Origin of the sequence: Pseudomonas sp. VE 267-6A (genome assembly GCF_024126555.1) — a bacterium.
Lineage (GTDB): Bacteria > Pseudomonadota > Gammaproteobacteria > Pseudomonadales > Pseudomonadaceae > Aquipseudomonas > Aquipseudomonas palmensis.
Map to the genome: position 1 here is coordinate 189,919 of NZ_JAMYBY010000008.1, position 14,234 is coordinate 204,152.

Here is a 14,234-nt window from a genome sequence, read left to right on the forward strand (position 1 = left end):
GAGGGCTGGGCCCTTCGCCGGCGAGGCGCAGGGCCGGTATTACCAGCCAAACAGCTCGCAGGCATTGCGCGTGCTGGCCTCGGCCAGCACCTGGGGCGCAACCCCCATCACCTCAGCCAGTGCCACGGCAATCTGCGGCAGGTGCACAGGGCTGTTGCGCACCCCGGCGTACATCGCCGGGGCCATGTCCGGCGAGTCGGTCTCCAGCACCACGCCGTCCAGCCCCAGGCGTGGCAGCACCTTGCGCAGGCGCAGCGCCTGGGGCCAGGTGGCCGCACCGCCCAGCCCCAGCCTGAACCCGAGGCGGCGGTACTCGCGGGCCTCCTCGTAGCTGCCGGCAAACGCATGCACGATGCCGCCACGCGCCAGCTTGAAGCGCTTGAGCCGGGCGATCACGTCGGCGTGGCTGCGCCGTACATGCAGTAGCGCCGGCAGGTCGAAGTCCGCCGCCAGCTGCAACTGGGCCTCGAACAGCGCCTGCTGGCGCTCGCGGTCCAGCTCGGCCACGTAGTAGTCCAGGCCGAACTCGCCCACCGCGCACAGCTGCCGGTCGCCACGCAGGCGGCTCAGCCAGTCGCCCAGCGCCAGCAGGTGTTCCGGACGATGCTGTTCCAGGTACACCGGGTGCAGGCCGAACGCCGCATACAGCTGCGGATCGCTCTTGACCAGCTCCCATACCCGCTGCCAGTTGTCCTGGTACACCCCCAGCACCACCATGCGCTCGACCCCGGCGCGGCGCGCCTGCCCCAGCACTTCGCTGCGGTCGGCATCGAAGTCGGGGAAGTCCAGGTGGGTGTGGGTGTCTACCAGGCGCATGGTCAGGCCTTGAAGAGGCGTTGCTTGAAGGTGCGCGCCACTGCGTGCACACCCGGCGTGTAGTGCTGCTTCTCCACCGCCTCCAGCGCCAGGCGCAGGGCGGTTTCGGCCATCAGGCCGTGCTGCTGGGCCATGGCGTTGACCGGCAGGGGCAGGAAGTCCAGCAACTGGTTGTCACCGAAGGTGCCCAGGTGCAGGCTGCGCGATGCTGGCGGGCGGGTCTGCAGCACATCGAACACGCCTTGCAGCAGCACATAGGAGGTGGTCACCAGCGCGTCGGGCAGGCGCCCCAGGTCGGCCAGCAGCTCGCTCATCAGGCGGCGCCCGCACTCGCGGCTGAAGGCTTCGCCCTGGTGCTGGCTGGCCCGTCCGTCGAAGCCTTGCAGGGCCTGGTCGAAACCACGTGCGCGAGCGCGGCTGACGCTCAGCTCCGGGCGTGCGCCAATCAGTGCGATATGCGCCGGGGCGCTGTCGAGCAGGCTGCGGGTCAGGTGCAGGCTGGCATGCTCGTCGTCGCTGACCACCGAGCAGAACTGCGCCGGGTCCAGGCTGCGGTCGATGCCGATGATCGGCAGGCCGTTGGCCTGCAGCGTGCGGTAACTGTCGTCGTCTTCGGGCAGGCAACTGGCGACGAACAGGGCGTCGCAGCGCCGTGCGCGAAACAGCTGCTGCAACTGGCGCTCGCTGTCGGGCTGGTCGTCGCTGCTGGCAATCAGCAGCTGGTAGCCCTGGGCCCTTGCGCCTTGCTCCAGTTGCTTGGCGATGCGCGCATAGCTGGGGTTTTCCAGGTCTGGCAGGATGAAGCCAAGGGTGCGCGTGTGACGGCTGCGCAGCCCGGCCGCCTGCGGGTTGGGCGTGAAGCCATGGGCCTCGACCACCGCACGCACACGCTCTACCGTGCTGCTGCTGATGCGTTGCTGTTCGGCCTTGCCATTGATGACATAACTGGCAGTGGTAACGGACACACCGGCCAGACGGGCGATATCGCTGAGTTTCACCGAATTTTCCTTGTTATTACCGGGGTTGGCTGCAGAGCCTGACCGGGTATTGTCGCCGATTGCGAAGCATCGGCGCAGACGACCATTGTCGCAATTGTCCGACAAAATGGGGCTTTCATTGTTCGCAGGTTATCGAGTAACGTGCACGCTATTCTAGGTTAAACGATTCAGCAGGCGATTTTTCTGCCGTGGCCTTCGCCTGCGCCCGGCCCTGCGAAGTGTCGGGTGCTGCTAAATTCACAACAATACCTCGGCGCCGGCCCGGCGCTGCAAAGGAGAGGTTCATGCTCGAGCTCACCATAGAGCAGATTTCCATGGGCCAGTCGGCCGTGGACAAGACCGCCGCGCTGCAGTTGCTGGCCGAGCGCCTGGTGGCCGACGGGCTGGTGGCCGAGGGCTACCTGGCCGGGCTGCAGGCGCGTGAAGCCCAGGGCTCGACCTTTCTCGGCCAGGGCATCGCCATCCCCCACGGTACCCCGCAGACCCGCGAGCTGGTGCATGCCACCGGCGTGCGCCTGTTGCAGTTCCCCGAGGGCGTGGACTGGGGCGACGGGCAGATCGTGTACCTGGCCATCGGCATCGCCGCGCGCTCCGACGAGCACCTGCGCCTGCTGCAATTGCTCACCCGCGCGCTGGGCGAGACCGACCTGGCCCAGGCGCTGCGCCGGGCTGGCAGCGCCGAGGCGTTGCTCAAGCTGCTGCAGGGGGCGCCGCAGGAGCTGGCACTGGATGCACAGATGATCGGCCTGGGTGTGCCCGCCGAGGATTTCGAAGAGCTGGTATGGCGTGGCGCCCGCCTGCTGCGCCGCGCCGATTGCGCCGGCAATGGCTTTGCCGCCGTGCTGCAGCAGGTCGAGGCGCTGCCCCTGGGCGATGGCCTGTGGTGGCTGCACAGCGAGCAGACCGTGCGCAAGCCGGGCCTGGCGTTCGTCACCCCGCAGCAGCCGCTGCGCTACCTGGGCCAGCCGCTCAACGGCCTGTTCTGCCTGGCCAGCCTGGGCGCGGCGCACCAGGCCCTGCTCGAACGCCTGTGTACCCTGCTGATCGAAGGTCGGGCGCAGGAGCTGTTTCGCGCTACCAGCAGCCGTGCGGTGCTGGAGGTGCTGGGCGGCGAGCTGCCGGCCGACTGGCCCAGCGTTCGCGTCGGCCTGGCCAATGCCCACGGCCTGCATGCGCGCCCGGCCAAGGAGCTGGCGCAACTGGCCAAGGCGTTCGAGGGCGAGGTGCGCGTGCGCGTGGTCGACAGCGGCGAGGCCGCCGTGTCGGTCAAGAGCCTGAGCAAGTTGTTGAGCCTGGGCGCACGCCGTGGCCAGGTACTGGAGTTCATCGCCGAGCCGAGCGTTGCCGACAGCGCGCTGCCGGCGTTGCTGGCGGCGGTGCAGGCCGGCCTGGGCGAAGCGGTCGAGGCGCTGGCGCCGGTGAGCGAGGTAGCGGCGCCCCAGGTGCTCGAGCCGGTGCTGAGCGCGCCGCTGCCGGGCACGCAGGTCCAGGGCGTGGCCGCATCGCCGGGCATCGCCTGCGGCCCGGCGCATGTGCAGGTGCTGCGCCATTTCGACTACCCGCTGCGGGGCGAGTCGCCGGTGATCGAGCGCGACCGCCTGCAACGTGCCCTGGCCGCGGTGGCCAGTGAGCTCGAAGCGCTGATCCGGCGCAGCCCGGCCAAGGCCATCCGCGAGATCTTCGTCACTCACCAGGAAATGCTCGGCGACCCGGAGCTGGGCGATGAAGTCGAGCTGCGCCTGCTCCAGGGCGAAAGCGCCCCAGCGGCCTGGATGACCGTGATCGAGGCCGCAGCGCGGCAGCAGGAGGCCTTGCACGACGCCCTGCTGGCCGAACGCGCCGCCGACCTGCGCGACGTGGGCCGCCGTGTGCTGGCCACCCTGTGCGGGGCCGCCGAGGTGGCGGAGCCGCAACAGCCCTATGTGCTGGTGATGGACGAAGTCGGCCCGTCCGATGTGGCGCGCCTCGATCCGGCGCGGGTGGCCGGGATTCTCACCGCACGCGGTGGCGCCACCGCGCACAGCGCGATCGTGGCGCGGGCATTGGGCATCCCGGCGGTGGTGGGGGCCGGCGCGGCGGTGCTGCTGATCGCCGCCGGCACCGAGCTGTTGCTGGACGGCCAGCGTGGGCGCCTGACCGTGGCCCCGGCGGCGGACGAGCTGCAGCGCGCCCTGGCCGAGCGCGAGCAGCGCGAACAGCGCCTGCAGGCGGCCCGGGCGCGTCGCCTGGAACCTGCCGTGACTTGCGACGGGCATGCCGTGGAAGTGTTCGCCAACATCGGTGAAAGCGCGGGTATCGAACAGGTGATCGACCTGGGCGCGGAAGGCATCGGCCTGCTGCGCACCGAGCTGATCTTCATGGCCCATCCACAGGTGCCCGACGAGGCCACCCAGGAAGCCGAGTACCGCCGTGTGCTCGACGGCCTGCAGGGCCGGCCGCTGGTGGTGCGCACCCTGGATGTGGGCGGCGACAAGCCGTTGCCCTACTGGCCCATCGCCAAGGAGGAAAACCCGTTTCTGGGGGTACGCGGCATTCGCCTGACCCTGCAATGGCCGCAGGTCATGGAAAGCCAGTTGCGCGCCCTGTTGCGCGCGGCGGGCGAGCGACCGCTGCGCATCATGTTCCCGATGGTCGGGCAGGTGGAGGAGTGGCGCCAGGCCCGAGCAATGGTCGAGCGCCTGCGCCAGGAGATACCGGTCGGCGACCTGCAGGTGGGCATCATGATCGAGGTGCCTTCGGCCGCGCTGCTGGCACCGGTGCTGGCGCCGGAGGTGGACTTCTTCAGTGTCGGCACCAACGACCTGACCCAGTACACCCTGGCCATCGACCGCGGCCACCCGAGCCTGTCGGCCCAGGCCGATGGCCTGCACCCGGCGGTGCTGCAGCTGATCGACATCACCGTGCGCGCCGCACATGCCCACGGCAAGTGGGTGGGCATCTGCGGTGAACTGGCCGCCGACCCCCAGGCGGTGGCGGTGCTGGTGGGGCTGGGCGTGGATGAACTGAGCGTGGCGGCGCGCAGCATTGCCGAGGTCAAGGCGGTGGTGCGCGAACTGAATTTTGAACAGGCCCGGCAACTGGCGCGTGATGCGCTGGTGCAGGGCAGTGCCGCCGATGTGCGCGCACGGGTGGAGATGCATTGATGGCACGGATACTCACACTGACCCTCAACCCGGCGCTGGACCTCACCGTCAGCCTCGCCACCCTGCAGCCCGGCGCGGTCAACCGCAGCCACGCGCAGCACAGCCACGCGGCGGGCAAGGGCCTGAACGTGGCGCAGGTGCTGGCCGACCTGGGGCATTCGGTGACGGTGGGCGGCTTCCTGGGCCAGGACAACCTGCAGCCCTTCGAGGCCCTGATGGCCCGTCGCGGCTTTGCCGATTGCTTCGTGCGGGTGCCCGGCGAAACCCGCAGCAATCTCAAGCTGGTGGAGGGCGATGGCCGGGTCACCGATATCAACGGCGTGGGCCCGCAGGTCGACGAACACGCCCAGGGTGAGCTGCTGGCACGCCTGCAGCACCTGGCCAGCGGGCATGACGCGGTGGTGGTGGCCGGCAGCCTGCCGCCGGGTGTGAGCCCGCAGTGGCTGCAGATGCTGCTGGCGTGGTTCAAGTCGCTGGGCCTGAAGGTGATCCTGGACAGCAGTGGTGCGGCCTTGATCGCCGGTCTCAAGAGCGCGCCGTGGCTGGTCAAGCCCAATACCGACGAACTGGCCGAAGCGCTGGGCCGCCCGCTGCACAGCATTGCCGAGCAGCAGGCCGCTGCCCGCCAGTTGATCGACCAGGGCGTCGAGCATGTGGTGGTGTCCCAGGGCGAGCAGGGGGTGATCTGGTTCCGGCGCGACGGCGCCCTGCAGGCGCTGCCGCCCCAGGTGATGGTGGCCAGCACAGTGGGCGCGGGCGATTCGTTGCTGGCCGGCATGCTGCACGGCCTGCTCAATGCCGAGCCTGCCGCGCAGACCTTGCGCCGCGCCACCGCGATTGCCGCCCAGGCCGTGACCCAGATCGGCTTCGGCATCGGCGACCGCGTGCAACTGGCGCAGCTCGAAGATGCCGTCCGGGTGCAGATTCCCCACGCTCGACAAGAGGGTGAACAATGAAGATCGCCATCGTCACCGCCTGCCCCAACGGCCAGGTGTCCAGCCTGCTCAGCGCGCGCCTGCTGGATGCGGCCGCGCAGCGCCAGGGCTGGAGCACCAGTGTCGAGGTGCACGACCCCGACCATCCCGAGCGCCAGCTTTCGCCGGCAGTGATCGCCGCCGCCGACTGGGTGCTGGTGATCAGCACCGGCCCGTTAGACCTGCAGCGCTTTGCCGGCAAGCGCCTGTTCCAGAGCACCCCGGCCCAGGCCCTGCAGGATGTGGAGAGCTTTCTGCGCCTGGCCGCCGAACAGGCCCAGGTGCATCACCCCGAAGCCGTGGCGCCTGCGCCGGCCGCAGCGGGGGCGGTAAAGAAGATCGTTGCGGTCACTGCCTGCCCCACCGGGGTGGCGCACACCTTCATGGCCGCCGAAGCCTTGCAGCAGGCGGCGCGGCAACTGGGTTATCAACTGGCCGTCGAAACCCAGGGCTCGGTGGGGGCACGCACCCCGCTGAGCGCCGCGGCCATCGCCGAAGCCGACGTGGTACTGCTGGCCGCCGATATCGAAGTGCCCACCGAGCGCTTCGCCGGCAAGCGCATCTACCGCTGTGGCACCGGCGTGGCCCTCAAGCAGGCCCAGGCCACCTTGAACAAGGCGCTGGCCGAAGGTCGCGAAGAGCGTGCCGCCGGCAGCGCCGGCGCCGCACCTGCACGCAGTGAAAGGGCTGGGGTGTACAAGCACCTGCTGACCGGGGTGTCGTTCATGTTGCCGATGGTGGTGGCAGGCGGGTTGCTGATCGCCCTGGCATACATGTTCGGGCTCGATGCCTACCAGGAGCCGGGCACCCTGGCCGCCGCCCTGCGCCAGATCGGCGAAGACGCCGCATTCAAGCTGATGGTGCCGCTGCTGGCCGGCTACATCGCCTATTCGATTGCCGATCGCCCGGGCCTGGCGCCGGGCATGATCGGCGGGCTGCTCGCCAGTTCGCTGGGCGCCGGCTTCATCGGCGGCATCGTCGCAGGCTTCGTGGCCGGCTACGCGGCCAAGGCGATCAGCCACTGGGTCCGCCTGCCCAGCAGCCTGGAGAGTCTCAAGCCGATCCTTATCATCCCGCTGCTGGCCAGCCTGTTCACCGGCCTGGTGATGATCTACGTGGTGGGCAAGCCGGTGGCCGGCATGCTCGATGGCCTGACGCATTTTCTCGACAGCATGGGCACTGCCAACGCGGTGCTGCTGGGCATACTGCTCGGCGCCATGATGTGCGTGGACCTGGGCGGGCCGGTGAACAAGGCCGCCTATGCCTTCTCGGTGGGCCTGCTGGCCAACCAGAGCATGGCGCCGATGGCTGCGACCATGGCCGCCGGCATGGTGCCGCCGATCGGCCTGGGCATCGCCACCTTCCTGGCGCGACGCAAGTTCGCCCAGAGCGAGCGCGAGGCCGGCAAGGCGGCGCTGGTGCTGGGCATGTGCTTCATTTCGGAGGGGGCGATCCCGTTCGCGGCCAAGGACCCGCTGCGGGTGATCCCCGCCAGCGTGGTCGGCGGTGCACTGACCGGCGCGCTGTCGATGTATTTCGGTTGCAAGCTGATGTCGCCCCACGGCGGGCTGTTCGTGATGCTGATTCCCAACGCGATCAACCACGCCCTGCTGTACCTGCTGGCCATCGCCGCCGGCAGCCTGCTGACCGCTGTGGTGTACGCGGTGCTCAAGCGCAGGGACGTGGCCGAGCTGGCACTGGAGCCGGCCAAGGCCTGATCAGGGGCGTGGGCGCGGGTGCTTCTTGCGCAGCGGTTCGAGCAGGTCGGCCAGGCCGTTGTGGTCGACCTCGTGCATCAACGCCAGCAGCCCGCCCAGTTCGCCCTTGGGAAAGCCTTGGCGGGCGAACCAGTTGAGGTAGTGGCCGGGCAGGTCGGCGATCAGCCGGCCCTGGTACTTGCCATAGGGCATTTTGCGGGTAACCAGCAGTTCGAGTGTCTCGGGAGTCATGGGCTCGGCGCAGCAGTGCAGGAAAGGCCCGACAATACATGCAATCTGCACGAGACCAAAGGTCCGTTCATGCAAAACGCTGCTTGGGGAAGGTTCAAAATTTTTATAAGTTGTTGATTTTAAAAGATTTAATTTTTACAGAAAAGCTGGCATGAACACTGCTCCTGTACTACGCAACCACCCTCATGCAAAGGAGCACTGTCATGACCAACGTGAACAAAGACGTTATTTCGGTTCTGAACAACCTCATCGAGTACAGCAAGGATGGCGAGAAGGGCTTCAAGACTTCTGCCGAGGATGCCAAGAACCCGGACCTGAAGGCGTTCTTCCTGCAGCGTGAAGGCGAATGCCGTAGCGCCGCCGCAGATCTGCAGCAGCACGTGCGTTCCCTGGGCGGCGACCCGGAAACCACCACCAGCCTCAGCGGTGACATGCACCGCGCATGGGTCAACCTCAAGTCTTCGCTGACCAGCAACGACGACAAGGCGGTGCTGGAAGAAGTGGAGCGCGGTGAAGACCACGCCCTCAAAGCCTACAAGGATGCCCTGGAAAAACTGGCCAAGCTGAATGTACCGGCAAGTGACCCGGCATATGCCCTGGTCGAGCGCCAGTACCATGGCGTGCAGCGCAACCATGACCAGGTCAAGGTGCTGCGCGACGCGGCCCGCGCACGTTCCTAACCGGCGTACACCTCTACCCGGTTGCGCCCGTTGCGCTTGGCGCAATACAGCGCATCGTCCGCACAGCCCAGCAAGGTCGAAAGATCCTGCTGGGCTTCTGGCGTCTGCAGGCCCACGCCAATGCTGACGGTCACCGGGTGCTGGTCGTCGCCGAACGGCGGCAGTGCCTCGACGCTGCTGCGGATACGTTCGGCCAGGGTCAGCACGCCGTTGAGGTCGGTCTCGGGCACGATCACCAGAAATTCCTCCCCGCCATATCGCGCGGCCAGGTCCGCCGGGCGGCGAATGCTGTGCGCGATCGTCGTCGCCACCTGGCGTAGCGCTTCGTCTCCGCCCTGGTGACCGTGGCGTTCATTGAACGCCTTGAAGTGGTCCACATCCACCATCAGTACCGCCAGCGGGCGCTGGCTGCGCTGGGCACGCGCCCATTCGCGGCGCAGTACCTGGTCGAGCTGACGGCGGTTGGCCAGCCCCGTGAGGCTGTCGGTGGCTGCCAGTTCGGCCAGGCCCTGCTCGGCGCTGTGGCGCCTGCGCAATTCGCGCCCCAGCAGCAACGACAGCCAGAGGATGCCGATGCACAACAGGCCGGTAGCGATACTGACCACCAGTGCGGTGCGCCGCCACGAGCCATAGACCTCGTCGGTGGACAAGGCCACCACCACCAGCAGCGGCAGGTCGTCCACCCGTGAAAAGGTGTACAGGCGATGCTTGCCGTCCAGGCTCGAACGCGCGGTGAAGCTGCCGTTGCCCTGGGCCATTGCGCGCTTGAAGTTGGGCTGCTCGGACAGGTCGGCGCCGATCAGCGGGTCGCTGGGCAGCGAAGGGTGGCGGGCGAGCATCACGCCGTCGCTGTTGAACAGGTTGACGCTGCTGTCGCGGCCGATGTCCAGGCGCTGGAACAGCTCGCTGAAGTAGGCCAGGCGCAGGGCGCCTGACGCGATACCGGCGAAGGCCCCATCGGCATCGTTGATGCGCCGGCTGAAACTGATGCACCAGTCCAGCTCGCCCAGGCGTGCCTTGAATGGCGGGCTGATGACCAGGCCCAGGCCCGGGTTGTCGCGATGGGCCTGGAACACCCTGCTGTCGGCAAAGTTGGCGCTGCGTGGCACCACGCTGGTGGAGTCGGCCGCCACGTTGCCGTTGCGGTCCAGCCACAGGATGTCGCCGCGTAACGGCACGGTGAAGGCCTGGTTGAACAGCAGTTGCTGGCGCAGCGGCGCGGCCACGCTGGCAAGCTCAGGGCGCTGGATGGCCCAGATCAGTCCGTGCAGCGACAGGTCGTAGAGCTCGACGTTGCGCACGATGTCGGTGTCGATCAACTGCACGATATTACTGGCCGAGCGTGCGGCCGCCTGGCCCACGTTGGCTTTTTCGCGTACCAGCAGGAAGGTCACGATGGTGATGATGGCCAGAACCGCCAGGCAACTGCCCAGGTTAAGGATCAACTCCGGATGAGTCCTGTACAGGGTCGGGCGCTGGGGCGGAAGGCGCGAAGGCATGATGGAGGTGATTCGTACCGCTGTCGTTGAAAGGGCAGGTGCGAGGCGGCGGTATTCTAGGCGGGTGCAGATTGTCGGACAAGCTGTTGCTGGTGCCGATTGATGTACGGCATCTTGGGGCTATTTGCAGGAAAAGAGCCTGCATCCTGCAAGCTCTATGGCGCATGGCGGTGGGATCAGAAGACGTTGAGCGGGTATTCGACGATCACGCGGTATTCGTCCACATCGTTGTCGACCTGGGCGTAGCCCTGGCTGCCACGGTGCGAGGCCCAGCGCAGCAGCACGCTGAGGTCCTTGAGGGAACCTTGCTGGAACACGTAGGCCAGGTCCATGTCGCGTTCCCAGTGGCGCGCATTGTCGCCGTCGGCGCTGTACCAGTTGCTGTAGCCGGCGCTGGCCGGGTCGACCTTGCTCAGGTCCAGCTTGCCGCGCGAGTACGACACGGCGGTGGTCAGGCCGGGCATGCCGACGCCGGCGAAGTCATAGGCGTACTTGAGTTTCCACGAACGCTCGCCAGGCCCGTTGAAGTCCGAGTACATCTGCGAGTTGTCCAGGTACACGCTGTCGCCCAGGGTGATGTAGTCGAACGGCGTGTTGCCGTTGACCCGCTGGTACACCGCAGTGACGGTGTGGTTACCCACGCCGAGCGCCAGGTGCAGGCTGTAGGTGTTGTTGTCGATGCTGCCCAGCAGCGCATCGCCGGTGTCCTGGGTGTGGTAGTAGTGCAGGCCGGGGTTGAGGCTGACGCCGTCGGCGAACTGCCAGGTGTAGTCCAGGTCCAGGTAGTACTGGTTCCACACGTCCTTGAGTTCGGCGGCGTACAGGCTGCTGGTAAAACCTTCGACCGGTGCCCAGGCTGCGCCGGCCCAGTTCAGGTGACGGCTTTCGCGGTCATCTGGCAGGTTGCCGTAGGTAGCGCCGATGCGCTTGTGGCCGCTCTGGTTGTAGAGCTTGGTGAAGCTGGCCTGGCCGCCTTCGAGTTGCAGCCCGTCGATGCTGTTGTTGGTCAGGCTGACGCCGCGGAAGGTCTGCGGCAGCATGCGCGTTTCGCCACCGGCGATCACCGGGTTGGTCAGGAACAGGTCGCCGGCACGCAGTACGGTGTCGAAGGCCTTGAGCTTGATGGCAGCGCCGGCATTGGAGAACGAATCCGGGGCCTTGCCCAGTTCGCCATCGTCCTTGTAGTGGTAGGGCAGGATGCTCGAACCCGCCGTACCGCCACCGCCGTCCAGCTTGAGGCCGAGCATGGCATGGGCATCCAGACCAAAGCCCACGGTGCCCTGGGTGAACCCGGACTCGAACTTGCCGATGAAGCCCTGGCCCCATTCACGGTTGTCGTGGTTGCCGCGCTGCAGCTGGTTGCGGTTGAGGTAGTAGTTGCGGCTGAGCACGTCGAGGTGCGCACCTTCGACGAAGCCTTCGGCCTCGTCGGCCTGGGCGTGCAGGGGCATCGTTGCAGCCAGCGCAACGAACAGCGGGGTCAAGCGAAAAGCGTGGATCACCGGTGTGGACTCCTTGAGGTGAGGGATGCAGCTTTTTATTGTGCGAAGCGGTGTTTTCTTGTGAGGACACATCTCTGGCCGCAGAACCTTTTGTCCAGGCCAAAAAAAAGCCGCTGATAGCAGCGGCTTTGAAAGACGGCCACGCAGGCGAACACGTCGCCAGCGCAGCAGTCGAGGGAATAGGAGAGAGGCAGAGGCAGCGTATCAGCTGTCTTTGTCGGCACTCGCAGAACCTTTGGACGCGGTCTGCTCCAGGTTTTTGGCGTGGTCCTGCTGCTGGGCGAGGGCTTCGCGGCCTTGCTGCGCGGCAGCGGCGCGGGCGGCGTACTGCGCCACGAAAGCAGGGGACTCCTCGGCCATGGCCAGGGGCGAGAGCAATACGGACGACAGGACGAAAATACTGGCAATACCCATACTGTTGGACATTTGAAGCTACCTTCTTGCATAGCAAGCTATCTATTTGGTGTGGGTACGATAGTCCTCGGTGGGGGGTTGAAACAGAGGGGATTGGGCAATGCACTGTTGCATTTCGGGCAACAGTCGAGCGCAGCGTTTGGCCCATCGCGGGTCAAGCTCGCTCCCACAGGGTGTTCGCTGGCCCTTGTGGGAGCGGGCTTGACCCGCGATGGGGGCTTCAGGCCGGCAACAGAATCCCGAAGGTATTGGCCCCCGCCTGGCTGCGGGCAAACACGCTGCCGCCATGCATCAGCGCAATCGCCTTGACGATCGCCAGCCCCAGCCCATGGTTGCCCACGGCGCTGTTGCTGCGCGCGGCATCCACCCGGTAGAAGCGCTCGAACAGGCGAGGCAGGTGCACGGCCTCGATGGCCGGGCCCGGGTTGCTCACGGCAATGCATACCTGCTCGCCCTGACGCTCGATATGCACCTGGATCACCTGCTGGCGGGCCGTGTGCTGCACCGCATTGTTGAGCAGGTTGATCAGCGCCCGGCGCAACTGCGCCTTCTCGATGCGCGCCCGTGCATCGCCGCTGACCTGCACCCGTACCTGGGCGTCCTCGAGGATGTAGTCCAGGTAGTCCAGGGTGGTCGCCACTTCCTCGGCCAGCGAGCTGCTGGTCAGCGCGGTGGCCTTGTTGCCCTGGTCGGCACTGGCCAGGAACAGCATGTCGTTGACGATGCTGCGCAGCCGCTCCAGTTCCTCCAGGTTCGATTGCAGTACCTCGAAGTAATGTTCGGCGCTGCGACCGCGGGTCAGCGCCACCTGGGTCTGGCCGATCAGGTTGGTCAGGGGCGAGCGCAGCTCATGGGCCACGTCGGCATTGAACCCCTCCAGGCGTGAATAGGCCTGCTCGACCCGCTCCAGGGTGGCATTGAAGGTGCCGGCGAACTGTTGCAGCTCTGGCGGCAGGTCGGCCGCATACAGGCGTGCGCTCAGGTGCGGTGGCGCCAGTTGCTGGGCCTCGGCCGACAGCGCCCGCAGCGGGCGCAGGCCGATGCGCGCGGCCCAGTAGCCCAGGGCCGAGGCCAGCAGCACGCCGATCACCGCCAGGCTGATCAATGCCCCCAGCAGGGTGTGCTGGGTGTGCCAGAAGGTTTCGGTATCGATGCCGAGCAGAAAGCGCAGGGCAGGGCGCCGGTCCAGCGCCGGCAGCTCGCTCACCAGCACCTTGTACGGGTACGGCCGGCCCTCCATCTGCAGGTCGCGCATGCCCAGCGGGCCGGCGGCAAAGTCGCGTATCGCGGCGTCGGGCTGGCCGTACTCGTAGTGCGCGTCGCCACTCACCACCCAGAAGCGGATACGCCGGTCTTCCTCGCCCAGCAGGTTGAGCTTGTTGGTGATCTTGGCCCAGTGCTCCCGGGTGCCATAGCGGGTCAGCGCCGATTCCAGCACGCTGTAGCGGGCGTCCAGCTCGGCCTCCGGCAGCAGGTCGAGGCTGCGGTCGACCTGTTTGTACAGGGCACCGCCGATCAGCAGGAACACGCCCAGCGCCACCAGGCTGAACAGCAGGCTCAGGCGCAGGGCGATGGAGTTAGTGCGCACGGCTTTCCAGTACATAGCCCATGCCTCGGATGGTGTGCAGCAGCTTGGTCTCGAACGGGCCGTCGAGCTTGGCGCGCAGGCGCTTGATGGCGACCTCCACCACGTTGGCGTCGCTGTCGAAGTTGATGTCCCACACCAGCTCGGCAATCGCGGTCTTGGACAGGATCTCACCCTGGCGGCGCGCCAGCACGCTGAGCAGCGAGAACTCCTTGGCGGTCAGTTCCAGGCGCTGGCCGGCGCGGCTGGCCTTGCGGCTGATCAGGTCCACCCACAGGTCCGCGACCTGGATCTGCACCGGCTCGTGCCCGCCGCTGCGGCGGGTCAGCGCCTGCAGGCGCGCCACCAGTTCGAGGAACGAGAACGGCTTGCCCAGGTAGTCGTCGGCGCCTTCGCGCAGGCCGCGGATGCGGTCTTCGACGCGCTCGCGGGCGGTGAGCATGATCACCGGGGTCTGCTTGCGTGCACGCAGGGCGCGCAGTACGCCGTAGCCATCCAGGCCCGGCAGCATCACGTCGAGCACGATCACCGAGTAGTCGCCCTCGAGGGCCAGGTGCAGGCCCTCGATGCCGTCCGGGGCGAGGTCCACGGTAAAGCCTTGTTCGGTGAGGCCGCGATGCAGGTAGTCGGCGGTCTTCTGTTCGTCTTCGATAATCAGCACGCGCATGGTCGGC

Annotated in this window: 12 protein-coding genes; 4 read left to right on the plus strand and 8 right to left on the minus strand. The window is 67.1% G+C overall.

Features of this window, described 5'->3' with window-relative positions:
- Positions 1 to 39 precede the first annotated feature (39 nt).
- Both NJH59_RS11605 and cra read right to left on the minus strand, forming a co-directional pair.
- Positions 40 to 816 (minus strand): TatD family hydrolase, encoded by a 777-nt coding sequence (locus NJH59_RS11605; RefSeq protein ID WP_058541376.1) that lies wholly within the window; start codon positions 814 to 816, stop codon positions 40 to 42.
- A 2-nt stretch (positions 817 to 818) separates the two neighbouring features.
- Positions 819 to 1,814: a catabolite repressor/activator gene (gene cra, locus NJH59_RS11610; protein ID WP_054916282.1), complete on the minus strand. Its 996-nt coding sequence runs from the start codon at positions 1,812 to 1,814 to the stop codon at positions 819 to 821.
- A 284-nt stretch (positions 1,815 to 2,098) separates the two neighbouring features.
- Here cra and ptsP point away from each other — a divergent pair, with 284 nt between their 5' ends.
- The 3 genes from ptsP to NJH59_RS11625 are packed head-to-tail and all read left to right on the plus strand — an operon-like array spanning position 2,099 to position 7,649.
- A complete protein-coding gene (gene ptsP / locus NJH59_RS11615) occupies positions 2,099 to 4,957 on the plus strand; it encodes a phosphoenolpyruvate--protein phosphotransferase (RefSeq protein WP_253086817.1) in 2,859 nt (952 codons plus the stop codon).
- The gene (gene pfkB, locus NJH59_RS11620) at positions 4,957 to 5,913 is read left to right on the plus strand and encodes a 1-phosphofructokinase (protein ID WP_196932705.1); all 957 of its coding nucleotides are present in this window, start codon (positions 4,957 to 4,959) and stop codon (positions 5,911 to 5,913) included. The genes ptsP and pfkB overlap by 1 nt, the downstream gene beginning before the upstream one ends.
- Positions 5,910 to 7,649, plus strand: coding sequence for a PTS fructose-like transporter subunit IIB (locus NJH59_RS11625; RefSeq protein ID WP_236177021.1), 1,740 nt, complete (start codon positions 5,910 to 5,912; stop codon positions 7,647 to 7,649). Before pfkB ends, NJH59_RS11625 begins: the two co-directional genes overlap by 4 nt.
- Here NJH59_RS11625 and NJH59_RS11630 read toward each other — a convergent pair whose 3' ends face one another.
- Positions 7,650 to 7,880 (minus strand): DUF3820 family protein, encoded by a 231-nt coding sequence (locus tag NJH59_RS11630; RefSeq protein ID WP_253086818.1) that lies wholly within the window; start codon positions 7,878 to 7,880, stop codon positions 7,650 to 7,652.
- A gap of 203 nt (positions 7,881 to 8,083) precedes the next feature.
- On the opposite strand from NJH59_RS11630, the gene NJH59_RS11635 reads away from it, so the two are divergent.
- Positions 8,084 to 8,560, plus strand: coding sequence for a PA2169 family four-helix-bundle protein (locus NJH59_RS11635; RefSeq protein WP_043864389.1), 477 nt, complete (start codon positions 8,084 to 8,086; stop codon positions 8,558 to 8,560).
- Here NJH59_RS11635 and NJH59_RS11640 read toward each other — a convergent pair.
- The 5 genes from NJH59_RS11640 to NJH59_RS11660 form a co-directional block, all read right to left on the minus strand.
- The gene (locus NJH59_RS11640) at positions 8,557 to 10,059 is read right to left on the minus strand and encodes a diguanylate cyclase (protein WP_043864390.1); all 1,503 of its coding nucleotides are present in this window, start codon (positions 10,057 to 10,059) and stop codon (positions 8,557 to 8,559) included. The two genes, NJH59_RS11635 and NJH59_RS11640, sit on opposite strands and share 4 nt — an antisense overlap.
- 176 nt (positions 10,060 to 10,235) lie before the next feature.
- Complete coding sequence (locus NJH59_RS11645; protein ID WP_236066263.1) at positions 10,236 to 11,510, minus strand: OprD family porin; 1,275 nt, start codon at positions 11,508 to 11,510, stop codon at positions 10,236 to 10,238.
- A gap of 255 nt (positions 11,511 to 11,765) precedes the next feature.
- Positions 11,766 to 11,987, minus strand: coding sequence for a hypothetical protein (locus NJH59_RS11650; protein ID WP_043864392.1), 222 nt, complete (start codon positions 11,985 to 11,987; stop codon positions 11,766 to 11,768).
- 208 nt (positions 11,988 to 12,195) lie between these two features.
- A complete protein-coding gene (locus tag NJH59_RS11655) occupies positions 12,196 to 13,578 on the minus strand; it encodes a heavy metal sensor histidine kinase (protein ID WP_253086819.1) in 1,383 nt (460 codons plus the stop codon).
- On the minus strand, positions 13,553 to 14,227 hold the full coding sequence (locus NJH59_RS11660) for a heavy metal response regulator transcription factor (protein WP_043864394.1): 675 nt from the start codon (positions 14,225 to 14,227) through the stop codon (positions 13,553 to 13,555). Before NJH59_RS11660 ends, NJH59_RS11655 begins: the two co-directional genes overlap by 26 nt.
- Positions 14,228 to 14,234: the final 7 nt, after the last annotated feature.